Source organism: Streptomyces sp. NK15101 (genome assembly GCF_020400725.1).
GTDB lineage: Bacteria > Actinomycetota > Actinomycetes > Streptomycetales > Streptomycetaceae > Streptomyces.
The window spans coordinates 14,789-37,737 of record NZ_JAINVG010000057.1 but is presented as its reverse complement, the minus strand read 5'-3'; the positions used below and the strand labels follow the sequence as shown (position 1 = coordinate 37,737).

General features: G+C 72.9%; 18 protein-coding genes. 7 read left to right on the top strand and 11 right to left on the bottom strand.

The window, feature by feature from the left end; translation table 11 throughout:
• Nucleotides 1-2: 2 nt before the first annotated feature.
• Nucleotides 3-6,104, bottom strand: coding sequence for a type I polyketide synthase (locus tag K7G60_RS26395; protein ID WP_225803444.1), 6,102 nt, complete (start codon nt 6,102-6,104; stop codon nt 3-5).
• A 66-nt stretch (nt 6,105-6,170) separates the two neighbouring features.
• Complete coding sequence (locus K7G60_RS26390) at nt 6,171-7,022, bottom strand: alpha/beta fold hydrolase (RefSeq protein ID WP_225803443.1); 852 nt, start codon at nt 7,020-7,022, stop codon at nt 6,171-6,173.
• A 428-nt stretch (nt 7,023-7,450) separates the two neighbouring features.
• Between K7G60_RS26390 and K7G60_RS26385 the strand changes: the two genes are divergently transcribed.
• The 5 genes from K7G60_RS26385 to K7G60_RS26365 are packed head-to-tail and all read left to right on the top strand — an operon-like array spanning nt 7,451 to nt 11,874.
• Nucleotides 7,451-7,684 carry an acyl carrier protein gene (locus K7G60_RS26385; protein ID WP_308082260.1) on the top strand — a complete coding sequence of 78 codons (234 nt, stop codon included), beginning with the start codon at nt 7,451-7,453 and terminating at the stop codon, nt 7,682-7,684.
• Nucleotides 7,681-8,547 (top strand): cyclopropane-fatty-acyl-phospholipid synthase family protein, encoded by an 867-nt coding sequence (locus K7G60_RS26380; RefSeq protein ID WP_225803441.1) that lies wholly within the window; start codon nt 7,681-7,683, stop codon nt 8,545-8,547. Before K7G60_RS26385 ends, K7G60_RS26380 begins: the two co-directional genes overlap by 4 nt.
• Before the next feature lie 40 nt (nt 8,548-8,587).
• Nucleotides 8,588-9,913, top strand: coding sequence for an FAD-binding oxidoreductase (locus tag K7G60_RS26375; RefSeq protein ID WP_225803440.1), 1,326 nt, complete (start codon nt 8,588-8,590; stop codon nt 9,911-9,913).
• The gene (locus K7G60_RS26370; RefSeq protein WP_225803439.1) at nt 9,910-10,938 is read left to right on the top strand and encodes an SDR family oxidoreductase; all 1,029 of its coding nucleotides are present in this window, start codon (nt 9,910-9,912) and stop codon (nt 10,936-10,938) included. Before K7G60_RS26375 ends, K7G60_RS26370 begins: the two co-directional genes overlap by 4 nt.
• Before the next feature lie 21 nt (nt 10,939-10,959).
• Entirely contained in the window at nt 10,960-11,874 is a 915-nt protein-coding gene (locus K7G60_RS26365; RefSeq protein ID WP_225803438.1) for an SDR family NAD(P)-dependent oxidoreductase, read from the top strand.
• A gap of 4 nt (nt 11,875-11,878) precedes the next feature.
• Here K7G60_RS26365 and K7G60_RS26360 read toward each other — a convergent pair whose 3' ends face one another.
• Together K7G60_RS26360 and K7G60_RS39490 are read right to left on the bottom strand one after the other, a co-directional pair.
• Nucleotides 11,879-12,583: a 4'-phosphopantetheinyl transferase superfamily protein gene (locus tag K7G60_RS26360; RefSeq protein ID WP_225803437.1), complete on the bottom strand. Its 705-nt coding sequence runs from the start codon at nt 12,581-12,583 to the stop codon at nt 11,879-11,881.
• 67 nt (nt 12,584-12,650) lie between these two features.
• Nucleotides 12,651-12,848 (bottom strand): helix-turn-helix transcriptional regulator, encoded by a 198-nt coding sequence (locus K7G60_RS39490; RefSeq protein ID WP_374115690.1) that lies wholly within the window; start codon nt 12,846-12,848, stop codon nt 12,651-12,653.
• 532 nt (nt 12,849-13,380) lie between these two features.
• Between K7G60_RS39490 and K7G60_RS26350 the strand changes: the two genes are divergently transcribed.
• Together K7G60_RS26350 and K7G60_RS26345 are read left to right on the top strand one after the other, a co-directional pair.
• Nucleotides 13,381-14,370, top strand: a complete 990-nt coding sequence (locus K7G60_RS26350; protein ID WP_225803435.1) for a beta-ketoacyl-ACP synthase 3 — start codon at nt 13,381-13,383, stop codon at nt 14,368-14,370.
• A gap of 229 nt (nt 14,371-14,599) precedes the next feature.
• On the top strand, nt 14,600-15,259 hold the full coding sequence (locus K7G60_RS26345; RefSeq protein WP_225803434.1) for a phosphatase PAP2 family protein: 660 nt from the start codon (nt 14,600-14,602) through the stop codon (nt 15,257-15,259).
• 41 nt (nt 15,260-15,300) lie between these two features.
• Here the strand turns inward: K7G60_RS26345 and K7G60_RS26340 are convergent, their stop codons facing one another.
• From K7G60_RS26340 to K7G60_RS26310, 7 genes are read right to left on the bottom strand one after another with little or no spacing between them, the layout of a single operon-like run.
• On the bottom strand, nt 15,301-16,620 hold the full coding sequence (locus tag K7G60_RS26340; RefSeq protein ID WP_225803433.1) for a glutamate-1-semialdehyde 2,1-aminomutase: 1,320 nt from the start codon (nt 16,618-16,620) through the stop codon (nt 15,301-15,303).
• 7 nt (nt 16,621-16,627) lie between these two features.
• Complete coding sequence (rfbC, locus tag K7G60_RS26335) at nt 16,628-17,179, bottom strand: dTDP-4-dehydrorhamnose 3,5-epimerase (RefSeq protein WP_225803432.1); 552 nt, start codon at nt 17,177-17,179, stop codon at nt 16,628-16,630.
• Complete coding sequence (locus K7G60_RS26330) at nt 17,176-18,414, bottom strand: polysaccharide pyruvyl transferase family protein (protein WP_225803431.1); 1,239 nt, start codon at nt 18,412-18,414, stop codon at nt 17,176-17,178. Before K7G60_RS26330 ends, rfbC begins: the two co-directional genes overlap by 4 nt.
• Nucleotides 18,411-19,358, bottom strand: coding sequence for a glycosyltransferase family 2 protein (locus K7G60_RS26325; protein WP_225803430.1), 948 nt, complete (start codon nt 19,356-19,358; stop codon nt 18,411-18,413). Before K7G60_RS26325 ends, K7G60_RS26330 begins: the two co-directional genes overlap by 4 nt.
• Nucleotides 19,355-20,656 (bottom strand): hypothetical protein, encoded by a 1,302-nt coding sequence (locus K7G60_RS26320; RefSeq protein WP_374115689.1) that lies wholly within the window; start codon nt 20,654-20,656, stop codon nt 19,355-19,357. The genes K7G60_RS26325 and K7G60_RS26320 overlap by 4 nt, the downstream gene beginning before the upstream one ends.
• Entirely contained in the window at nt 20,653-21,936 is a 1,284-nt protein-coding gene (locus tag K7G60_RS26315) for a DUF4910 domain-containing protein (protein ID WP_225803428.1), read from the bottom strand. Before K7G60_RS26315 ends, K7G60_RS26320 begins: the two co-directional genes overlap by 4 nt.
• Nucleotides 21,924-22,949, bottom strand: coding sequence for an NAD(P)-dependent oxidoreductase (locus tag K7G60_RS26310; RefSeq protein WP_225803427.1), 1,026 nt, complete (start codon nt 22,947-22,949; stop codon nt 21,924-21,926). Before K7G60_RS26310 ends, K7G60_RS26315 begins: the two co-directional genes overlap by 13 nt.

The following is a 22,949-nucleotide window of genomic DNA, read 5'->3' as shown; positions in this document are numbered from 1 at the left end:
GTTCAGCCCACCCCCAAGTCGTTGTCGATCAGGTCGAACAGGTCGTCGGCGGACGCCTCGTCGATGCGTTCCCTGCGCAGCTCGCCGGTGTCGTCGCCGCCCCGGCCGTCGAGCGCCCCGAGCAGGGACCGGAGCCGGGCGCGGACCTCCGCCACATCGGACTCGGCGACCGAGGGGAGCAGCCCCGCCAGGCGGTCCAGATCCGCGTGCACACCGGGTGCCGCGGTCTCCTCGTCCTCCCCGGGAGCCCGCTCGTCGAGGAGCGTGCGCAGATGCGCGGCGAGCGACGGCACCGTCGGGTGGGCGAACACGAGGGTGGACGGCAGGGTGAGGCCCGTCACCTGGCTCAGCCGGTTGCGCAGCCGTACCGCGCCCAGCGAGTCCAGGCCCAGTTCCTTGAAAGGGCGCTCCGGGTCGACCGCGTCCGCGTCCCCGTACCCGAGGATCACGGCGAGTTCCGCGGAGACCGCCGCCGACACCAGCGCGTCCCGCTCCTCCGCCGGAGCGACCGCGAGACGCGCCGGCAGCGTCGCGGCCGGCCGGGCCGCGGGCCCCTGCGCCGCCGGCACGAGGGCCCGCAGCACGGCCGGCAGCGAGCCTTCGCGGGCCTGGGCACGCAGGGCGCCCAGGTCCAGCCGCGCGGGCAGCAGCAGCGCGTCCTCCGTGCCGTGGACCGCGTCGAACAGGCGCAGCCCCTCGTCGGTGCCGAGCGGCGCGAGCCCCGACCTGCCCAGCTGGGCCACCCCGGCGTCCCCGAGGTGCCGGGTCATGTCGCTCGCCTCCTCCCACAGGCCCCAGGCCAGCGACAGCGCGGGCAGGCCCTGGGACCGGCGCCACTGCGCGAAGGCGTCGAGGAACGTGTTGGCCGCCGCGTAGTTGCCCTGCCCCGGGCCGCCGATGGTGCCGGCGACCGAGGAGAACAGGACGAAGGAAGCGAGCGGCACCGAGGCGGTCAGCTCGTGCAGGTGCAGGATCGCGTCCACCTTGGGTCGCAGCACGCGGTCCAGACGCTCGGGCGTCAGCGCCTCCAGGAGGCCGTCGTCGAGCACCCCCGCGGAGTGGACGACGGCGGTGAGCGGATGCGCGGAGTCGACCGACGCGAGGAGCGCCGCCGTCGCCGACCGGTCCGTGACGTCGCAGGCCGCGACGGTCACCCGGGCGCCGAGGCCCTCCAGTTCGGCCCTCAGCTCCGGCACGCCTTCGGCGTCCTCGCCGCGACGGCTGCTCAGGAGCAGGCGCCGGGCGCCCCGCTCGGCGACGAGGTGCCGGGCCACCTGGGCGCCGAGCCCGCTCGTGCCCCCGGTGATCAGGACCGTGCCGTCGGGGTCGAAGGGAAGCGGCTCGCCGGAGGCGCCACGCACCCGGACCGCACGCGGGACGTGGGGCACTCCGTTCCGTACCGCGATCTGGGGCTCCTCGGCGGCGAGCGCGACGGGCAGGATCCGCGCGGGATCGTCGGAGGCGTCGCCGGCCAGGTCGACCAGCGTGAAACGGCCGGGGTGCTCGGACTGCGCGGAACGCACCAGACCCCACAGGGGCGCGAGGTCGGGGGAGACGGCCGCGCCGGGAACGGTGGCGACGGCGTCCCGGGTGACCAGGACCAGACGCGCGTCGGCGAACCGCTCGTCGGCCAGCCAGCCGCGCAGCAGCGCGAGGGCGTGCCGGGCGCGGCCGCGGGCCGCCTCCGCCGTGGGCGAGCCGTGCGCCGCGGGCACGAACGCCACGACGACGTCCGGCACGGTGCCGCCCGCGTCGAGCGTCTCGACGAGGCGGGGGAGCGAGGTGAAGGTGGGGAACGCGGGGAGGTCCGAGGCGGTGGATCCGGCCTCGGCGTCCGGGCGGACCATGACCGTGCCGTCCTCGTCCAGGACCGCCCAGCGTCCGGACACGGAGTCCGGAGCGGGGGCGGGCGTGGGTACGGCCCGCCACTCCACGCGGAACAGGGAGTCGGCCGCCCCGCGGGCACCCGCGAGCCGGGCCGGGGACACCGGACGGGCCACGACCGACCCGACGGTGACCACCGGGGCCCCCGACGCGTCGACCGCGGACATCCGTACGGTGCCCTCGCCGAGCGTGCCGAGGGACACCCGCAGGTGCGTGGCGCCCGTCCGGACGACACGCACACCGGACCAGGTGAACGGCAGCCACGCCTGCCCGGACGCGCCGTCGGCACCGGCCAGTTCGGTCAGCCGGGCGTGGAACGCGGCGTCGAGCAGGGCGGGGTGCACCCCGTACCCCTCGGCGGCGTGGCCTCCGTCGAGCACCTCGGCGGCGTCCACCTCGGCGAGGAGCTCACCGTCGCGCCGCCAGGCCGCGCGCAGCCCGCGGAAGACGGGCCCGTATCCGAAGCCCCGGTCGGCGAGCCGTTCGTAGAGGCCGTCGACGTCCAGCGGCTCGGCGCCCGGCGGAGGCCAGGACGCGGGTGCGGGAGCGGTGTCGCCGTGTGCCGCGGAGGGGGCGAGGAAGCCGGCGGCGTGCCGCGTCCACTCGCCGCCGCCTCCCACCGGGTCGGCCGGCCGGGAGTGGACCGTCACCGGCCGCCGTCCCCGGTCGTCCGGGACGCCGACCGACGCCTGGAGGTCGGCGGCGCCGTCGTCGGGGAGCACCAGCGGCTCCTCGAGCGTCAGTTCCTCGACCAGGTCGCAGCCGGTGTGCGAGGCGGCGAGGACGGCCATGTCCACGAAGGCGGTGCCCGGCAGCAGGACCGTGCCGTAGACCGCGTGGTCGTCCAGCCAGTCGTGCGTGTCCCGCGAGATCCGCCCGGTGAACATCCATCCGCCGTCGGCTAGTTCGGTCCCGGCGGTCAGAAGCCGGTGCCCGGTGGAGTGCAGTCCCGCACCGCCGACATCGCCCGCGACCGGCCGGGGCGTCGCCCAGTGGCGCGTCGACTCGAAGGCGTACGTGGGGAGTTCGACGTCACGCGCGGCGGCCGCGTCGTACACCGTGCCCCAGTCCACGGACACCCCGTGGGCGTGCGCCGCGGCCAGCGAGGCGGTGAACTCGGCCCGTTCGCGCTCGCGCCGGGACGAGCCGAGGACGGCCGCGGGGGTACGGCCGGGACCGCCGGGACCGCCTGCGCGTCCCTTCGCCCGCTCGGCGGTCTGCCCGACGGCCTCCTCGACGGTCTGCTCGATCGCGAAGGTGAGGATCGGATGCGGGCTGACCTCGATGAACGTGGTGTGGCCCTGGTCGAGGAGCGCGCGGACGACCTCCTCGAACCGCACGGTTCCGCGCAGGTTCCGGTACCAGTAGCCGGCGTCGAGACCGCTGGTGTCGAACTCGCCCGCGGTGACCGTGGAGTGGAAGGGCACGTCTCCGGAGCGTGGCGCGACGGGTGCCAGGACCTCGGCCAGCCGCTCCTCGATCGACTCGACCTGCGAGGAGTGCGAGGCGTAGTCGACGGGAACCCGCCGGGCCCAGATGTCCTCGGCGGCGCAGCGGGCGAGCAGCCCGTCCAGAGCGTCGGAGTCCCCGGAGACCGTCATGGAGGAGGGCCCGTTCACGGCGGCGACGGATATGAGTCCGTCCCAGTCCTCCAGGAGCGGCCGCAGCCGCTCGGGCGACGCCGTCACCGAGGCCATGCCGCCCCGGCCCGCCATCTCCGCGATGGCCTTGCTGCGCAGCGCCACGACGCGGGCGGCGTCCTGGAGCGACAGCCCGCCGGCGACGTACGCGGCGGCGATCTCGCCCTGCGAGTGCCCGACCACGGCGTCCGGGTGCACGCCGTGGTGCCGCCAGAGCGCGGCCAACGCCGCCATCACCGCGAACAGCGCGGGCTGTACGACGTCCACCCGGTCCAACGGGGGAGCGCCGGGCACCCCGGCCAGGACCTCGTCGAGCGAGAAGTCGATGTGGGGCGCGAGGGCCTCGGCGCAGGCGCGGAGCTCCTCGGCGAACACCGGGTACGAGGCGGCGAGTTCACGGCTCATTCCGATCCACTGCGAGCCCTGGCCGGGGAAGACGAAGACGGTCTTCCCGGCGCGGGCGCGGGACCGGGTCACCTGATCCGCCTCCTCGCCCCGGGCGACCGCGGCGAGTCCCGCGAGGAGTTCGGTGCGGGTGGTGCCGATGAGGGCGGCGCGGTGGTCGAAGTGGGTGCGGGTGTGGGCGAGGGCGGCGCCGATGTGGGTGGGGGTGGCGTCGGGGTGTCGGGTGGTGAGGTGGGTGTGCAGGCGGTTCGCCTGGGCGCGCAGGGCGGTGGGTGTCTTGGCGGAGAGCAGCCAGGGCACCACCGGCGGGGCCTCGGGCTCGGCCGGGGTGCCGGGCTCCGGCCGGGTATCGGGATCCGCCACGACGACGTCGGTGTCGAGCGGTGCCTCCTCCACCACGACGTGCGCGTTGCTGCCGCTGATGCCGAACGAGGACACCCCGGCCCTGCGGACACGTTCGCCGCGTGGCCACGGGACTGCCTCGGTCAGCAGGGAGACCGCGTCGCCCGACCAGTCGGCCTTGGGCGTGGGCCGGTCGACGTGCAGGGTCCGGGGGAGCGTCTCGTGGCGCAGTGCCTGAATGATCTTGATCAGTCCGCCGACGCCCGCGGCGGCCTGGCTGTGTCCGATGTTGGACTTCAGCGAGCCCAGGCGCAGGGGCTGTCCGGTGGGCCGGTCCTGGCCGAAGACGGCCGTGAGGGCGTCGATCTCGATGGGGTCGCCGAGCGTGGTGCCGGTGCCGTGGCCCTCGACGGCGTCGATGTCGCCGGGGCGCAGCCGTGCCGCGGTGAGGGCCTGGGTGATGACGCGCTGCTGGGAGCCGCCGTTCGGGGCGGTCAGTCCGTTGCTGGCGCCGTCCTGGTTGACCGCCGTGCCCGGTATGAGGGCGAGGACGCGGTGGCCGTTGCGGCGCGCCTCGCTGAGGCGTTCCAGGAGGAGGACGCCGACGCCCTCGGCCCAGCCGGTGCCGTCGGCGGCCTCCGCGTACGAACGGCACCGGCCGTCCGGCGAGAGCGCGCGCTGCCTGCTGAACTCGGTGAAGACCTTCGGCGTGGCCATCACCGCGGCGCCGCCCGCCACGGCGAGCGCGCACTCGCCCCGGCGGAGGGCCTGCGCCGCCAGGTGCACGGCCACGAGCGACGAGGAGCAGGCCGTGTCCACGGTGAGGGCCGGACCTTCGAGGCCGAAGGTGTAGGCGACCCGGCCCGACAGGACGCTGCCGGCCGAGCCGATGCCCCAGTAGCCCTCCAGCTCGCCGGGGCCGGACCGCGCCACGTTCTCGTAGTCCTGGCCGCTGCTGCCCACGAACACACCCGTCCGCGAGCCGCGCAGACGGCCCGGGACGATGCCCGCGTCCTCCAGGGACTCCCAGACGGCCTGGAGGAGCAGCCGCTGCTGCGGGTCCATCGCCAGGGCCTCGCGGCGCGCGATGCCGAAGAACTCGGCGTCGAAGTCGGCGACCCCGTCGAGGAATCCGCCGGAGCGGGCGTAACTCGTACCGGGTTGCTCCGGGTCGGAGGAGTAGAGGCCGTCGACGTCCCAGCCCCGGTCGGCGGGAAAGTCCGTGATGACGTCGCGCCCGGCGGCGACCAGGTCCCACAGCTCGTCGGGGGAGGTCACGCCGCCCGGGTACCGGCAGGCCATGCCCACGACGGCGATGGGGTCGTCGTCGTGGTCCGGGCCCTCGACGGCGTCCGCCGCCTCCGCCCGCGGGGCGTCGTCCTCGCGGGGCGCGAAGCCGAGCAGGTCGAGCAGGTGATCGGCCACGGCGGCCGCGGTCGGGTGGTCGAAGAGGAGGGTGAGGGGCAGTTCGAGGCCGGTGGCCTGACTCAGCCGACTGGTCAGCTCCACGGCCGCGAGGGAGTTGTAGCCGTAGTCGCGGTAGGCCATCTCCGGGTCGATGTCGAGCGGGTCCGTGCCCGCCAGACCCGCGGTCTCCTCGCGGACGAGGTCGAGCAGGGCCGCGGCGCGGCGGTCGGCCGACAGCCCGGCCAGCCGACCCGTGAGGCCCTGGTCCGGTCCGGGCTGTCCGACCGGGGGATCCGTGAGGCCCTGGTCCGGTCCGGGAGCCCCGGCCGGCTGACCCGTCGAACCCTCGGTCGGTCCGAGGTCTCCGGCTAACGCGTTCTCGGCCGGCTTCGCTCGCCGGGTTCGGTCGTCCATCGGGTCAGCCATGCCGTCCTCCACGTCGTCTCCCCGCTCCCCCGTGCCCTTCCGCCGCCCCCGCGTGCGGGGGGCCCTCTACGAGGAGGCGGGCTCGTCGGTCAGCAGGAACGCCCGGATGTGGGCGCTGAGCTGTTCCGGCTGGTCCTCGGGAATGAGGGTGTAGCTGTCTTCGATCTCGACGAGCCGCCCCTTGGGCAGCAGCTCGGCGAGCTTGCGCCCGTGCTCGGGCGGCATCACCTTGTCCTCGGCCGCCCATACCACGAGGGCGGGGCGGTCGAAGTCACGCAACTTCTCGGCCCAGCGCAGGAGTTCGTCCTTCGGCGGGACACCGAGCACGTACTTGCGCAGGTCGCGGCGGATCTCCTCGGAGGTCCACAGCGGTTCGAACCAGGCGTCCATCACCTCGTGCGGGACCGGCCGCTTGCTCATCCAGCCCCAGGTCATCGGCAGCCGCCGCATCGGCTTCCACTTCAGCAGCTTGAAGGCGAAGTTGATGCCGCCCGGCAGCTTCGCCGAGGTGAGGAGGTTGCTTCCGGGCAGGCCCGGAGGGAAGTTGTCGAACGCCTCGCACGAGGTGATGACGAGGCGCCCGATCCGTTCGTCCCTGCCCTCGGCGACCAGGGCCTGCGCGCCACCCCAGTCGCTCATCACCAGCGTGACGTCGCGCAGGTCGAGCCGGTCGAGGAACTCCGCGACCAGCCGTGCCACGCCGGCGATCGACAGGTCCGCGTCCGGCTTCATCGGCCGGCGGTGACCACCCAGCGGCAACGTCGGCACCACGCAGCGGAACTGGGAGCGCAGCGACTCCACCACGTTCCGCCACAGGGAGCCGTCCATCGCGACACCGTGCAGCAGGACCACGACCGGCCCCTCACCGCCCGTGTCGAGATACTCCACCGTGCCGGCCGAAAGGTCTACCTCAGCCATTTCTCAGCTCCTCGGATCGTAAGGGGTTCGAGAGGTCGCGAAGGCTTGCTCGCCCGGGAGACGGCAGACGAAGCCCAGTTGGGCGGCGACGCAGCCGCCCGGACGGGTGGGCCGAGGCAAGCAAAACATCTCAGACTCTGTTTCGCCACCAACAACTCGGACCCGTGAACGATCATTGCCCTTAAGGGCAATAGTCGGCCGTCTGCAGGCTGGGTACGGTGACAACTCCCGTGCCGGAGCCGCCTGTCACCAGGTGATGGAGGAGTACCCGGACGCGATACGCCGTGCGGCTCAGAACCGCATCCGAGAGGTCATCACCCCGGAATATCCCGATCTCCTGGCCAATTGGCCGGATCGCGGCTCCACGGAACATCGGTCATTTCATCACCGTGCATCGGAAAGGCTGACCTGTGATCACTGCTGAAGAAGTGTGTGCCCGCATTGCCAAGAAGCTCGGCGGCAAGGCGAACTCCTACACCCTGAACGAGGACACCGCTTTCGAGTCCGTGGGTCTGTCGAGCCTGCAGATCGCCGACATCGTCTACTCCATCGAGGACGACCTCGACATCGAGTTCGACGAGAGCCGGGCCGCGAGCGTGAAGACGGTCGGGGACCTGGTGAAGCTCGCCGAGGAGACCAAGCAGGGCAGCGCCGCCGCGTGACGTCCACCGACTACCAGGGCGCCACCGCGGAGTCCATCCGACACCATTACGACGTCTCCAACGACTTCTTCGCGCTGTGGCTGGACAAGGACCTCACGTACACGTGCGCGCTGTGGGCCGAGGGCGACACGCTCGAAACCGCCCAGACGCGCAAGCTCGACCACCTCATCGAGGGCGCGCGGGCGGCCGGCGCGCGCCGCGTCCTCGACGTCGGCTGCGGCTGGGGAAGCCTGCTCGAACGGCTGGTTCGCACCCACGGGGTGCAGCAGGCCGTCGGCCTCACCCTCAGCGACAAGCAGGCGGAACACCTGCGTGAGCGCGCGCTGGAGCGCACCGAGGTGCGGGTGGAGAACTGGCTCGACCACGAGCCCGTCGAGCCGTACGACGCGATCATCTCGATCGGCGCGTTCGAGCACTTCGCGCGCACCGGTCTTTCCCGTGCGGAGCGGGTCGCCGCGTACCGCGAGTTCTTCGAGCGCTGTCGTGCCTGGCTGCCCAGGGGCGGCAGGATCGCGCTGCAGACGAACATCAAGGGGAACAACGTCCGGATGGACAAGCAGACCGTTCGGGATCTGCTCTTCATCATCGACATGATCTTCCCCGAATCCGAGATTCCGGCGCTCTCCGAGGTCGTCGAATCGAGCGAGAAGCGCTTCGACATCGTCCGCCTGCGCAACGACCCGGACCATTACAGCCGCACCTGCCAGGAATGGTACGACCGGCTGCGGGCCAACCGGGATCAGGCCGTGAAGGTGGCCGGCGAGGAAGTCGTCGCCCATTACGAGCGGTATCTGAGTTCCACGGTCGGCCACTTCAGGAACCGCCATCTGGGTCTGTCGAGGATCGTCCTCGAAGCCGTGTGACCGACAGCTCCACCTGCGGGTCCTCTTGAGGAGCACTGATTTGAACGCGTACAAGCACGTCGTCTATTGGCACGACACCGAGAAGGTCGCCGTGGAGGCCCCGCTCCGCGAGCGCGTCGACTGCGACGTCTGCATCGTCGGCGGTGGTTTCACGGGGCTCTGGACCGCCTACTTCCTCAAGGAGGCCGAGCCCGCCCTCGACATCCGCATCGTCGAGGCGAACCACTCCGGTTACGGCGCCTCGGGCCGTGCCGACGGATTCGTGACGCCGACCATCGGCAAGGACATCCAGGCGCTGGTGAAGGAGTTCGGCCTCCAGCGCGCGCTGGAGGCCTCGCAGGCGGTCGGCCGTTCGATCCTGGAGATCGGCAGGTTCACCCGCAGGAACCGCGTCGACGCGGAGTACGAGGCCAACGACTACCTGATGGTGGCCACCGACGCCGCCCAGCTCAGGCGACTGGAGCAGGACCGCGGTCTCGCCGAGCGGATGGGCGCCGCGCAGGCGGAGATCCTCCCGCGCGAGGAGTCCCAGGCCGTCATCGGCTCGCCCGCGGTGATCGGCAGCATGCGCACCGGCGGGGCGCTCGTGAACCCCTTCAAGCTTTCCCGCGGCATCGCCCGCGTGGTGCGCGAGAAGGGCGTGACGATCTACGACAACACGCCGTGCCTGCGGGTGGAGCCGGGCGTGCGGCCGACCGTCGTGACCGCCGGCGGGCAGATCAGGGCCGACAAGGTGGTCCTGGCCACCAACGTCCACATGGACGCCTTCCCGCCGTTCCGCCGGAAGGTCATCCCGGTCTGGACGTACGCGATGGTGAGCGAGCCGCTCACCGAGGCGCAGCTGGCCCGCGTGAACTGGGCGGGCCGCGAGGGCCTGGTCGAGGCCAAGTCCCTGCTGACCTGCGCCCGTTTCACGCACGACAACCGCATCATGTTCGCCGGCGGCCCGGCTCCGTACTACTACGGCAGGGACAAGCGGCAGCGGAACATGAACAGGCCCGGGGTCTACCGGGAGATCCACCGGGAGTTCATGCGGTTCTTCCCGATGTGGGGCGACGTGGAGTTCAGTTACGCGTACGGCGGCACCGCCGATGTCGTACGGGACTTCGCCCCGCACTTCGGCAGGCTCGGCGGCGGCAACATCCTGTACGGATACGGGTACTGCGGCAACGGCATCGCGGCCACCCACACCGGAGGCAAGGTCCTGCGCGACCTGACGCTCGGCAAGGACACCGACTACTCGCGGCTGCTGTTCGTGGACGACGAGCGGCGCAAGCCGCCGGCCTCCTTCCCGCCCGACCCGCTCCTGTTCGCCGGCGCCCGCGCCATGACACGGCTGATGGACTGGAAGGAATCCCGCGCATGAGGCCCGTCGTGAGCGGCGGGGGCGCGCGTCCCACCGTCCTGCTGACCGGTGCGTCCGGGGTCGTCGGACGCTCCCTGCTGCGGGAGCCGGACGGTCCGCGGTTCATCGTCGCCACCCACAGCACGCCGGTACCCGAGGCCGGGGACGCGAGGCCGGTGCGTCTCGACCTGACCGCGGAGCGCTTCGGGCTCGACGAGGACAGCTACGCCGCCCTCGCCTCCGAGGTCGACGTCGTCATCCACTCCGCGGGCCTGACCGAGTGGGGCCTGCCGGCCGAGGCCTACCGCGGGATCAACATCGAGGGCACCCGGCGGATCGCGGAGTTCGCCGGACGGGCCGACGCCACCGTCCACTTCATGAGCACGGCGTTCGTCGCCGCGCTCGCGGACACCGCGCCCGTCCCGCTCGGCGCGGACAACGTCTGCCGCAACTACATCAGCTCCAAGCGGGAGGCGGAGCGCGTCCTGCGCGAGAGCGGGGTGCGCCACACCGTCTTCCGCCCCACCAACCTCATCGGCGACTCCACCACGGGCTGGACCTCGCAGGGCCAGATCGTGCAGCTGATGTCGGACTGGCTGGGCCGCGGCAGGGCGCCCTTCGTGCCGGCCCACCCGGGCATCCGGATGGACTTCGTCCCGCAGGACCTGCTGTCGAAGGCGGTGCTGCGCTGCGTGGAACTCGGCGACGAAGCCGGCGAGTTCTGGGTGACGTACGGCCCGGAGGCCATGGACGTGGAGACCTGCCTGAAGCTGCTGGTCGAGCACGCCGCCGGGCGCGGGCGTTCGCTGACGCCGCCGCCGGTGGTGGACGCCGACGAGCTCGCCCCGGACGCCATCGAGAACACCCCACCGCGGACCCGCTCCTACCTGTCCGTCCTGCGTGACGTCAGCGAGGTCACCCGGTGCAGCGGTGGCGTGCTGCCCACCTCCATGCCGGAGCTGCGCGAGCGCTACGGCATCCCCCACGTCGACGACACGACCGCGTATCTGACGAGCCTGGCGTACGCGGCCGAGCACCTCGGCTAGACCGAACGGAAGGACAGTGCTGTGAACGAGGACTGGAACGCGCCGGACCTGAGCGGCAAGGTGGCCGTGGTCACCGGCGCCAGCCGCGGCGTGGGCCGCGGCATCGCGCTCGCGCTGGGCGCGGCGGGCGCCACCGTGTACGTCACGGGCCGCAGCACTCGGGACGGCGCGCGCACCGAGGGGCTGCCCGGCACGGTGGAGGAGACCGCCGAGGAGGTCACCGCGCGCGGTGGCAAGGGCGTCGCGGTCCGCTGCGACCACGGAACGGCCGCGGACAACGAGGCGCTCGCCGACCGCGTCCAGGCCGATCACGGCGGCCTCGACCTGCTGGTCAACAACGCCTGGGGAGGCTACGAGCGCTCCGCCGAGGTGCGTTTCGACGCGCCGTTCTGGGACCAGCCGATGTGGCGCTACGACCTGTTCGAGACCTCGCTGCGCGCACAGTACGACGTCACCCGCAGGCTCGTTCCGCTGATGCTGCCGCGGCAGAGCGGCCTGGTCGTCGGCATCAGCTTCTCCGACGGCGACATCTACCTCGGCCAGGTCGGCTACGACGTCTTCAAGTCGGCCTCCGACCGCATGTGCCGCGGTTTCGCCGCCGATCTGCGCAAGAAGGGTGTCGCGGCGCTCTCCCTGCACCCCGGCTTCGTCCGTACGGAACGGGTGGAGGCCGCGTGGGAGGCGATGGGCGACGGTCCGGCGTCGGTGGTGCACTCCCCGGAGTACGTGGGGCGGGCGATCACGGCCCTCCTCGCGGACCCCGGGGTGATGGAGCGCTCGGGCAAGGTGCTCAGCACCGGCGACCTGGCGGTGGAGTACGGCTTCGCCGACGTGGACGGACGGCGGCCGCCGGCGTTCCGTCTCGAGGGCCGGATGAGCCTGGCGACCCGGATGCACCGGCTGAACAAGGTGGTCACATCGGCGGCGGAGCGGTAGCGCGTCACTCCAGTACCAGTGGGGAGGTACGCATGACGGGGTGCCGTTCCTGTCCCGCGGACGCCCGGAGGCGCACGGCGACGGCCGCGTGGCAGCCGTCGGGCGCGGGCACGTCGAAGAGCGTCCAGCCGGCGGGCGCGGGCGGCGCCCAGGACGGCGCCAGCGCCGCGGCGAGGCCGACGTGATGGGCGCCGACCCCACCGGGCAGTCCGGTGCCGATCCCCTTGAGGAAGGCCTCCTTGCGCACCCAGCAGCCGAGCAGCGCTTCCGGGCGCGCGGCGGGAGGCAGGGCGTCGAGGGCGCGCCGCTCGTCGGGGTGCAGGCGCCTGGCCATCCGTTCGAGGCCGTCGCCTGCGAGTTCCGGGGACTCGATGTCGGCCCCGACCGGTGCGGCGGCCAGCGCGTAGAGCGCGAGGTCCCCGGCGTGCGAGAGCGAGAAGTGAACGCCCGGGTGGCCGGAGACGGCGGGACGCCCGTGCGGCTTCTCGCAGCCGGGCATCCCGCACCGTTCGCGGACCAGGGTGACGTCCTGCGGAGGCGTTCCGAGACGGGCGCCGAGCAGCACGCGCAGCCCCACGTGGGAGGTGACGAAGCGCGTGCGCGCCGCCGGGTCCTGGAACCCGGCGGCACGCCTCGCCTCCTCGGCGTCGAGGATCCCGGCGCGTGCGGCGGCCGCCGCCGCGTGGTCCGGAATCCGGAGCGTCCACACATCGACGTCGTGAGGTCCGGGCGGCCCGCCCGGACGCATCGGAAGAGACCCGGTCATGAAGGTGTCACTACGGCCTGTCGAGGCCCTTCGGGTCCGGCCGGAGCTCGTCGGACCACTCCGCGGAGAGCAGGGCGGCCTCCACCCGGGACCGCAGCCCCAGCTTCCTCGTGATGCTTGTCAGATGGGCCTTGACCGTCCGCTCCGCGATGCCGAGCCTTCGGGCGAGCTCCCGGTTGCCCTCGCCGTCCGGTAACACGCTGAACACTTCGAGCTCCCGTGGCGTCAGCACCCCTAAGGCGGACCGTTCCACCGAGGCGAATCGGCCGCCACCGATCTCTCTTCTTTTTTCGGCGCGTCCGCCGACCTGAAGCCTGTCCCCGTGCATGTGCTCTCCAACTCCTTGAGGAAGTCGTCGCAGCGAAGGAATCCGAACGATTTTGTCCGCCGCCCGGGGAGCGTATGTCGACGCGGCGGTCTCGATCAAGCCAATGCGGCCTGAGTCAGTGATCGTGCACAAGATTTGTTGAGGGGTCAACTCCCCATGGTGAAACGGCTGTTCGCCGCAGGAGGAGCGCTGGTGAAATGCAATCCGCGCCGCCGTGCGATCCCTTCGGCCGGTCGTGCGGCAAGGGAATCCCGTCAAAAAGTGGAATTGACGACTCCGTGCAAAGGATGGCGCTCGTCATGTCATCCGTAGTGCCCCAAAGTGTGACATCTCAAATTTCCGGAGTCTCCGGAGAGCCGAATTCCCGGTTTCCTCCGGACCGTCCGCCACCGCAGTCAGTCGAGGTGACCGTATGTTGTCCAATTCATCTGCTCTGGACGGTTTCGGAGCCGGGGCCGGGGCCGGGGCCGGTTCCCGGATCGCGGCGGTGGCCGGTGTCCGCCCCGAACGCCTCGTCGGCAACGAGGAGCTGGGCGGGGGCCTCGGCGTCACCGCCGAGTGGATAGAGCGGCGGGTGGGCGTCCGCGAGCGGCGGTTCGCGGGACCGGAGGAGACCGTCACCGGAATGGCGGCCGACGCGGCGGCCAAGGCGCTCTCCGCGGCGGGCCTCACCTCCGCCGACGTCGACCTGCTGGTCCTCGCCACCTGCTCCATGCCGTCCCCCATGCCGAGCGGCGCGGCATCCGTCGCGGCGCTCCTGGGAGTCCCGCACATCGCCGCCTTCGACGTGAACGCGGCCTGCGCGGGCTTCTGTTACGCCCTCGGAGTCGCCGACGGCCTCGTCCGCTCCGGCGTCAGCCGGCGTGCCCTGGTCATCGGGGCCGAGCGGATGACCGACTGGGTGGACCCGGACGACGTGGACACCGCCACCGTGTTCGCGGACGGGGCCGGTGCCGCGGTCGTCGTCGCCGCCGAGCGGACCGGGATCCACCCGGTGGAGTGGGGAGGGGACGGCGACAAGGCCGGTCTCGTCGCCATTCCCGACCGGCACGGCAGCGTGACCATGCAGGGCCAGGCCGTCTACCGATGGGTGACCTCGGAACTGACCGCGGTGGCCGCGGCCGCCTGTGCGCGCGCCGGAATCGCCCCGTCCGAGCTCAAGGGCTTCGTGACGCACCAGGCGAACCTGCGGATGATCGAGCGGCTGGCGACGAGCCTGGGCGCCACGAACGCCGCCGTGGCCCGGGACATCGTGGAGACCGGCAACACCTCGGCGGCATCCGTCCCGCTGGCGCTCTCCCGGCTCATCGACCTCGGCCAGGTCCGCCCCGGCGACCCGATCCTCCTGATGGGCTTCGGCGCGGGCCTCAGCTACGCGGCGCAGGTGATCATCTGTCCCTGACCCCGGGCCGATCGATCCCGTGCGGGCACGGGCGTCGCGGGCGGGACCGCCCGGGCCCCCGTCGCGGGGGAGTCCCGCCCTCGACCGTCCCCCCCCCGCGGCGCTCGCGTGGACGGATCCGGGCCGTGGTGACGGCACCTGGCCGTCCCCCACGCCCGTGCCCGCTTTGTTGATTAGGGTGGCAAGTGCCGGGTGCGGAGTGGGATTCGGTCCTGACGGGCGGGGGAGAATGCGGCGTGAACGGGTGAACGGGGCTTCTGTCGCCGGGGTGTTGCCTTCGGCGGTACGGGTGGGGCTCGGGGGGATCGCGGGATTCGCCGCGGCGGTGGTCTTCGTGTTCGGGGTCCGGTACGCCGGTGACGGTCAGCCCGGTGGGATGGACCTGCGGGTTCGGGACGTGTTGGGTGGGGTGGCCGGATCCTGGCGGGACGTCGCCCTGGCCACGGACTTCCTGGGGGAGCCCGTGGGGGCCGCCGCTCTGGTCGTGGCCGCCGTGGCGGGGTGCCTGCTGCTCCGGTGGCCCCGGGCCGCCGTGCTCGTCGGGGTCGGGGTCGCCGCGGCCGTGGGGACGGCAAGGCTGCTCAAGTTCCTGGTGGGGCGCACCATCCACGGTGACAACCTGTCCTACCCGAGTGGGCACACCGCTTTTCTGACCGCGTTCGCTCTCGTGGTGGCGCTGCTCCTGGCCGGACGGCTCGGCCTCGGCAGGGCGGCCGGAGTGTCGTTCGTGTTCACCGCGGCGCTCGTCGCCGGCGCCGCCATGGGCTGGGCGCAGGTCGTCCTGGGCGCGCACTACCCGACCGACGCCCTCGGCGGCTGGTGCACCGCGATGGCGGTGGTACCGGCGGTCGCCTGGGGCGTCGATCGGGTGGCCGACGGTCGTCGGTGACGTCAGGAGGTGACGTCAGGAGGCGACGTCAGGAGGCGACGTCATGCCAGGCGTCGGAAGACCGGCTTCACCGGGCGGCCCGCCAGCCACGGGGTGGGGTCGCCGGCGTCCAGCGCCTTCCGGTACGCCGCGCAGGCCTGGGCCACGGCGTCGACGGTGCGGTCGATGTCCGCCTCGCCGAGCGCGCTGCTCACCACGAACGACGGGGCCAGCACCCCGCCCGCGAGGAGCCGGCGCAGGAACAGGGTGCGGTACTCCTGCGAGGGCTGCCCGTTCTCGTCGAGGGTGGCGAAGACCAGGTTGCTGGCCCGGCCCCGTACGACTACGTGCTCGCCCACGCCCATCGCCGTCGCGGCCTCGCGGACTCCGGCTGCCAAGCGCTCGCCCAGGGCGTGCAACCGGGCCGTGATCCCCTCCTCCGTGTAAGTGGTCTGTACGGCCATCGCGGCCGCCAGGGAGTGCGTCTCCGCGCCGTGCGTGGTGGAGAGGAGGAACACCCGGTCGTCGGAGTGGCGCAGGCCGCCCCGCTCCATCAGGTCGCGGCGGCCCGCCAGTGCGGAGACGGCGAATCCGTTGCCCAGCGCCTTGCCGAACGTCGAGAGGTCGGGGACGACTCCGTACAGGCCCTGGGCGCCCGCCTCGGACCAGCGGAAGCCGGTGATCATCTCGTCGAAGACCAGGACGCAGCCGTGCCGGTCGGCCAGGTCACGGAGGCCCGCGAGGTAGCCGGGCGGCGGCTCCGCGTGGGTGGCGGGTTCCAGGATCAGGCAGGCGATCTCGCCCTCGTGCTCGGCGAGCAGGGCCTCCGTGGCCTTCAGGTCTCCGTAGGGGAACGTCAGCGTGAGGTCCGTGGGCGGGATTCCCGCCTTCATCGGTGTCGTGCCGATGAACCAGTCGTCGACCGAGAAGAACGGGTGGTCGGCGCAGATCGCCACCCGCGGACGTCCGGTGGCGGCGCGGGCGAGGCGGACCGCGGCCGTCGTGGCGTCCGAGCCGTTCTTCGCGAACTTCACCATCTCGGCGGTCGGCACCGTGGCCAGGAAGCGCTCCGCCGCCTCGGCCTCCAGGATCGACGGCCGGACGAAGTTGCTGCCGCGGTCGAGTTCCCGCCGGACCGCCTCGACCACGCGCGGGTGGGCGTGGCCGAGGCTGACCGACCGCAGGCCGGAGCCGTACTCGACGTACCGGTTGCCGTCGACGTCCCACACATGGGCACCGCGGCCGTGGCTGATGACCGGAGCCAGGTTCTCGGGGTACTGGTCGTCGCCCTTGGCATAGGTGTGCGCGCCCCCGGGGATCAGGGTGTGCAGGCGCTCGTTCGCCCGCCGGGACGCGGGGAGTTCGAACTCTTCGGTGTCCACGGCCGCCTCAGCTCTCCTTCTGCTTCAGGACCTCGGCGAGGCTCGGCGCCTCGCGGTCCCGCCGGGACACCGACGTGACCGGCAGCGGCCAGGGAATGGCCAGCTCCGGGTCGTCGAAGGCGATCGTCACGTCCTCCGCCGGATCGTGCGGGCGGTCGATCCGGTACGAGGTGTCGGCGGTCTCGGTCAGCGCCTGGAAGCCGTGCGCGCACCCCGCCGGGATGTACAGGGTCGTCTGCGTCTCGCCGGACAGCTCGAAGGAGGCCCGGTTCAGGTACGTCGGCGAGTCGGGCCGCAGGTCCACGACGACGTCGAAGACCTTCCCGTACGAACAGCGCACCAGCTTGGCCTCGCCCTCGCCGGAGCGCAGGTGCAGACCGCGCAGCACGCCCCGGACCGAGCGGGACAGGCTGTCCTGGACGAAGGCGTCCGGGTCGATGCCCACCGAACGCACCACGTCGGCGTCGAAGGTGCGGCAGAAGAAGCCGCGTTCGTCGGCGTACGGCGTCGGCTCGAACAGGTACGCGCCGGCGATCTCCGGGACTTCGGTCGCTTTCATGGAGCCTTCCGAGAGGTTGTACGGAACAGGGTCGCCGTCAAGGCGGCGAAGTGGACGTTGAGTTGTCGTGCGGCTGCCCGGTTCCGCTCGGCGAGCGTCTGCCGCAGCTCCGCCGAGTGCTTCTCCAGCTCCCGGAACTGTTCGAGCAGCCGGTCGGCGTCGACCTCGCGCGCCGGGTGGCAGTACTCGGCGAGACCCATCTGCGCCATGAGGGCGTCGCTCTTCGCCGCGTAGCTGAGCGCGAGCACCGGAGTGCCGGTCTTCAGCGCGCAGATCAGGTTGTGGTAGCGGATCGCCACCACGCTGTCGGCGGCCGCCGTCTCCTTCATCAGGCCGGCCAGTGAGGACGCCTCGGCGGCGGTGACCAGCGGCGAGTCCACCGCGCCGAGGATCGCGGCGACCACCGTCGCGTCGACGCCGTCGCCGGTGAGCAGCCGGACCGGCCTGCCGTCCTCGACCAGCGCGCGGACGAAGCGGATCGTCCCGTCGAGATAGCGCCGGTGGATCTCCTCGGCCCGGGCACGGTCGTCGTTGCCGCCGTGGAAGGCCATGACGCCGACGCAGACCAGGCCCGGAGGGCCGGCCGGGGCGGGGGCACCTCCCTGCTCGAGCGAAGCCGAGAGCTCGGGGGAAGGCGGTGTCGGCAGGGAGAACGCCAGGTCCGGATGCACCTCGTCGCGCGTGGTGTCCACGCCCATCGCCCGCATGGCGTCGCGGGACTGGACGTCCCGGTACGACCGGTACGCGGCGAGCCGCGCCGACCAGCGCACCAGGGCCCGGGTCGGCCGGTCGCGGATCGCGGCGGCGCCGACGCCGACGAGCGCGACCGGGGTGCCGAGGAGCCGGCCGGTCGCGCAGAGCAGGAACAGCGAGTACGGGAAGCCCCACGGCCGCAGGGGCAGCGTGGCCTCCAGCACGCCCATGCCCGGCACGATCACCACGTCGTGCCGGCGCACCCAGGCGGCGGTGCGGACGACGTCGACGAGCTTGCCCAGGCCCTTCCCCGCGACCGCGCCCGCGCGCGACGCGGTCCGGTACTCCCCGCGGTACCAGTGCAGGCGGGTCGCGGGGATCCCGTACCGGGCCGTCACGGTCTCGGGTCCGCCGCACAGCGCGTCGACGACCGCCTCCGGGTGCTCGGCGCGGAGGTACCCGAGCACGGCTTCGAGCGATCCGTCGTTGCCGAGGTTGCCGGAGCCGAGCAGGCCGAAGACCCCGACCCGCACCGGAGTCATGACCGCCTTCCCACACGCCCGGCCACGAGGTCGTCGACGGAGACGGCGAGCAGCGCCGGGTCGACCGGCGTGCGGTCCTCGACCCGCTCGCCGGCGCCCGGCCGGGCCCGGCTGGTCGCCCAGGCGGCGAGGTGGCGGTAGCAGGCGCGCCGGTCGGCGGCGGACAGCGGGGCCCTCTGGATCGCCGAGACGAAGCCCCAGACGTACTCGGCGAGCAGCCGGGGCGTCGGGTGCAGCGGACCTGCCCGGCGCGGGTCCAGGTTGACGCACCGGGAGCGCTTGGAGGGGTTCGCCCGCTCGGCGCGGGTGGGGTGGTCGCGACGGAAGTACAGCAGCTCCGGCACCTGGTGGAAGGGCCCGTGCAGGCCGATCTCGGAGACGAAGGTGCGGTCCGCGTGGTGGTAGCTGTCGTGCGGCTTCACCCGGCGCAGCACGTCGGCCCGCATCACCCCGTAGAAGTCGTCGCCACCGGGTTCGAAGAGCATGCTGCGGAAGCGCTCCGGCGCGTGCGGGGAGGCGGTGGCGAGCTTGTACTCGTACGGGACCTTCACCCGGCCGTCGGCGTCGATGACGGCCTGGTCGGCGTGGGCGAGGATCACCTCCGGCCGCTCGTCGAGCGCCTCCACGCAGCGCCGCAGCAGGTCCCGGGCGTACAGGTCGTCGTGCGAGGCCCACTTGAACAGCTCGCCCCGGCACTCGGTGAAGACGTAGTTGTGGTTGGGCGCGGCCCCGATGTTCCGGGACAGCCGGATGTAGCGGATGCGGGAGTCCTTCTCGGCGTACCGGCGGCAGATGTCCCGCGTGCCGTCGGTCGAGGCGTTGTCGGAGACGACCAGCTCGAAGTCCTCGTACGTCTGGCCGAGCAGCGCGTCGAGCGACTCGGCGAGGTACTCCTCGCCGTTGTACACGGGCAGGCCGATGCTCAGCCGGGGTCGGGCGGTCATGAGGTCCTCACTTCGTGGTTCGGGTTCCGGTGGTGCTCCCGCAGGGCGGAGCGCAGCTGCAGCCACCACACGGCCGAGCCGGCGGCGGTCGCGGTGGCGACGCCCCAGGCCGAGCCGACGGTGCCGGCCACGACCGCCCCGCCGAGCCCGCCGGCGACGTAGCAGGCGGAGGCGAACAGCTGGGCGCGCAGGCTGCGCCGGGCCGCGCCGAGCGCGCGCAGCCCGGCCGCCGCGCCGGTGCCGAGGCCGGCGCCCGCGACGCCGAGCGTGGCCGGCACGATGAGTTCCGAGGCGGAGTGCCAGACGCCGCCGAGCACGAACTCGCCGAGTCGGTCGGGCACCAGGAGCAGCGCCGCGCCCCAGAGCAGCGCGGCGACGGCCTGCCCGCCGCCGAGCAGGAGGCAGAACCTGCCGAGGCGGTGCGGGGCCCGGCGCAGCACCCGTGCCGCCTCGGCGACGGTGACGAGCGAAAGGCCCATCAGCAGGGCGAGGAACGGGCCCTGCAGGAGCTCGGCGCCCCGGACCGCGCCCACCGCGCCGACCCCGACGATCACGCCGAGTCCGTACGACCGCAGCTGGCCCGCGCCGCTGAGGCTGCCGTTCTCGACCAGGTACCGGTAGCCGAGGTCGCGCTGCTCGCGGAGCCACCCGCGCGCCTCGGCCGGCCGGGGCCGGATGCCGGACTGGAGCAGGCCGTACGCCGCGGCGACCGCGGCGGACGCGCCCCAGGCGAGCAGGAAGGCGGCCACGCTGCCCACGCGGGCCGCCACGAGCATGGCCGGGACGAGCGCGGCGCCCCACACCAGGTCGTTGACGAACGCCTTCCGTCCGGCGCCGGCGGCGAAGAAGGCGAACCGCCAGGCGTCCTGCAGCAGCAGCCCCGGCAGGGCGACGCCCAGGCAGGCGAACGCGGCCCCCACGCCGCCGCCGAGGGCGAGCCCGACCAGCAGGCACACCGTGCCGACGGCGGCGCCGACGGCGAGCGCGGCGCCCGACGACCGGGCCACCGCCCCGCGCCAGGACGCCTCCGGCACGCCGCTGAAGCGCACCACCAGCGGATCGGTGGCGAGCCCGCGGGAGACGCCGAGCACCACGCCGTAGGTCACCCACGCCAGGCTGAACACGCCGAAGGCGGTCACCCCCAGCGAGCGCGCCACGTAGAACCCCACCACGAAGTTGGACATGCTGGAGGCCGCCTGGTCGGCCAGTCCCCAGGACAGCCGGCCGACGACGGCACGCCGGACGGACCCGGCCGATGCCGCCGTCTTCTCCTCCTCCTCGGTGGTCATCGGCGTCATGCCTTGATCAGCCCGGCGGCACCCAGGGCGTCCGCGGCGGCGGCGACGGTGTCGAACGGCAGCCCGGACCGCTCGGCGACGTCCAGCAGACCGTGCTCCCCGTCGGAGAGGCTGAGCACCCAGAGCATGGCCATCTGGGCCTGCTTGGTGTCGCTGCGGCCGCCGAGCGCGTCGTACAGCCCGCGCCGGCCGAGCTGCGGTTCGCCGTGGGGACTGAGGTTGAGGTACCGCCGGTTGCGGTCGAGGACGGCGAACGCCTCGCGGCAGACGGCGAGCGTGTCCTCCATCGCCTCCGGGGAGACGAAGTCCGGGTTGTCCGCCGAGGTGTGGTACTCGGGATAGCCGGCGTACGGGGTACGGGTGAGCGAGCCCACGCCGAGGTCGAAGCCGGGCGAGCAGAACTGCCGCTCGTCGTAGCCGTACGGAGTGAACTCGACGATGTCGTGCGGCCGTCCGGAGGCGGTCAGCACGTGCCGCATCACCCGGTCGATCTCCGCGTCGCCGCGCCGGCTCCGCTTGTACGTCAGGCTGCCCCGGTCGCCGGCGCAGGCCAGCACGAGCCCGTGCCTGACCCGGTCGATCCGCTCCCTGTTCCGGGCCAGCCACGTGATCGCCCCGATGGTGCCGGGCGCGAAGAGGAACCGGTACGTGTAGTACGGCGTGCCCTCCGCGAGCGCCCGGGCGAGGAACACCGCCACCGCGATGCCGGCCAGGTTGTCGTTGGCCAGCGACGGGTGGCAGACGTGACAGGAGACGATCACCTCGTCGGCGACCTGCCCGGGGACCACGTGCTCGGCGTAGGTGAGGTGGCCGTCGGCGAGCGTGGAGTCGATCCGCACCTCGTACTCGCCGTCCGGCAGCGCGTCCAGGGTCTCCTGGGCCAGGCAGAAGCCCCACTCCGGCTTGTAGTAACTGGTGCGGTACGGGACCAGCTTCGGCTGCTCCGGCAGGGTGTGCAGGTGCCCGCGCAGCTCGCTCAGCGGCATGGTCGCCGACACCGGCACGCTGTAGCCGAGCACGTGCAGGCTGGACGCGGCGAAGTCCACGACCCGCTTGCCGGTGGGGTCCGCCACGTACGCGTCCCGGATGTTCCACTCCTGCGGCACCGTCCAGTCCAGCACCCGCGTCCCGGTCGGCACCTCGTGCACCTGGAGCGGGACGTGCTCGCCGACGATGTCCAGGGTGGCGCGCACCCCGTCGCCGGTGATGCTCCGGCACAGCGGGTACAACCGCTCCACCAGCGCGTGCATCTCCTCGCCGGCCGCCGTCATCGGCGCCACCGCAGGGTGTCGTCGACGGCGCCGGTGCCGGAGGCCGCGCGCAGCACGGCGAGGCGGGTGAAGCGCCGCTCGAAGTCCTCCCGGGTGAGGCCGTGCTTCCGGTACGCCTCGGCGAGTTCCAGCGCGCCCCGCTTCACCGTCCACTCGCAGTCGAAGCCGGGTATCGCGGCGCGGAGCCGGGAGAAGTCCACCCGGTACGACCGCGGATCGGCACCGGTCTCGCCGGTGATCACCACCTTCGCGCCGTCCACAGCCTCGGCGACCTGCGCGGCGATCTCGGCGACCGTGACGTTGTTGACCTCGCTGCCGATGTTGAACGCCCGGTCGTGCACCGCCTCCCGGGGCGCCTCGAGCGCGGCCGTGAAGGCCCGCGCGATGTCGGCGGCGTGCACCAGCGGGCGCCAGGGCGTGCCGTCGGAGAGCACCAGCACCTCGCCGGACAGCAGCGCGTGGCCCACCAGGTTGTTCAGGACGATGTCGGCGCGCAGCCTGGGGGAGTAGCCGAAGGCGGTGGCGTTGCGCATGTACACCGGGGTGAAGTCGTCGTCGGCCAGCGCGTGCAGGTCGTCCTCCACCCGCACCTTGGACTCCGCGTACGGCGTCACCGGGCGCAGCGGGGCGTCCTCGGTCACCAGCTCGTCGCCGCCGGCGGCCCCGTACACCGAGCAGGTCGACGCGTACAGGAAGCGCTTCACCCCGGCCTCGCGGGCCAGCCGGGCGAGGCGCACGGACGCGTGGTGGTTGATGTCGTAGGTGAGCTCCGGCGCCAGCGATCCCAGCGGGTCGTTGGACAGCGCGCCCAGATGGATCACGGCGTCCACCCCGGTCACGTGCTCGGCCGTGACGTCGCGCAGGTCCACCCGGTGTCCCGCCGGGTCCGCCGGCGCCGGGCCGAGCACGCAGTCGGCGAACAGGCCGGAGTCGAGCCCGACGACCTCGTGCCCGGCGGCGGCGAGGACGGGGGCCATGACGGTTCCCAGGTAGCCCTGGTGCCCGGTCAGCAGTACGCGCAA

What these genes read in the sequence shown, in the direction of transcription:
- K7G60_RS26395 (WP_225803444.1), bottom strand. Translation starts at nt 6,104, where the DNA reads ATGGCTGACCCGATGGACGACCGAACCCGGCGAGCGAAGCCGGCCGAG.
- K7G60_RS26390 (WP_225803443.1), bottom strand. Translation starts at nt 7,022, where the DNA reads ATGGCTGAGGTAGACCTTTCGGCCGGCACGGTGGAGTATCTCGACACG.
- K7G60_RS26370 (WP_225803439.1), top strand. Translation starts at nt 9,910, where the DNA reads ATGAGGCCCGTCGTGAGCGGCGGGGGCGCGCGTCCCACCGTCCTGCTG.
- K7G60_RS26350 (WP_225803435.1), top strand. Translation starts at nt 13,381, where the DNA reads ATGTTGTCCAATTCATCTGCTCTGGACGGTTTCGGAGCCGGGGCCGGG.
- K7G60_RS26345 (WP_225803434.1), top strand. Translation starts at nt 14,600, where the DNA reads ATGCGGCGTGAACGGGTGAACGGGGCTTCTGTCGCCGGGGTGTTGCCT.
- rfbC (WP_225803432.1), bottom strand. Translation starts at nt 17,179, where the DNA reads ATGAAAGCGACCGAAGTCCCGGAGATCGCCGGCGCGTACCTGTTCGAG.
- K7G60_RS26330 (WP_225803431.1), bottom strand. Translation starts at nt 18,414, where the DNA reads ATGACTCCGGTGCGGGTCGGGGTCTTCGGCCTGCTCGGCTCCGGCAAC.
- K7G60_RS26325 (WP_225803430.1), bottom strand. Translation starts at nt 19,358, where the DNA reads ATGACCGCCCGACCCCGGCTGAGCATCGGCCTGCCCGTGTACAACGGC.
- K7G60_RS26320 (WP_374115689.1), bottom strand. Translation starts at nt 20,656, where the DNA reads ATGACGCCGATGACCACCGAGGAGGAGGAGAAGACGGCGGCATCGGCC.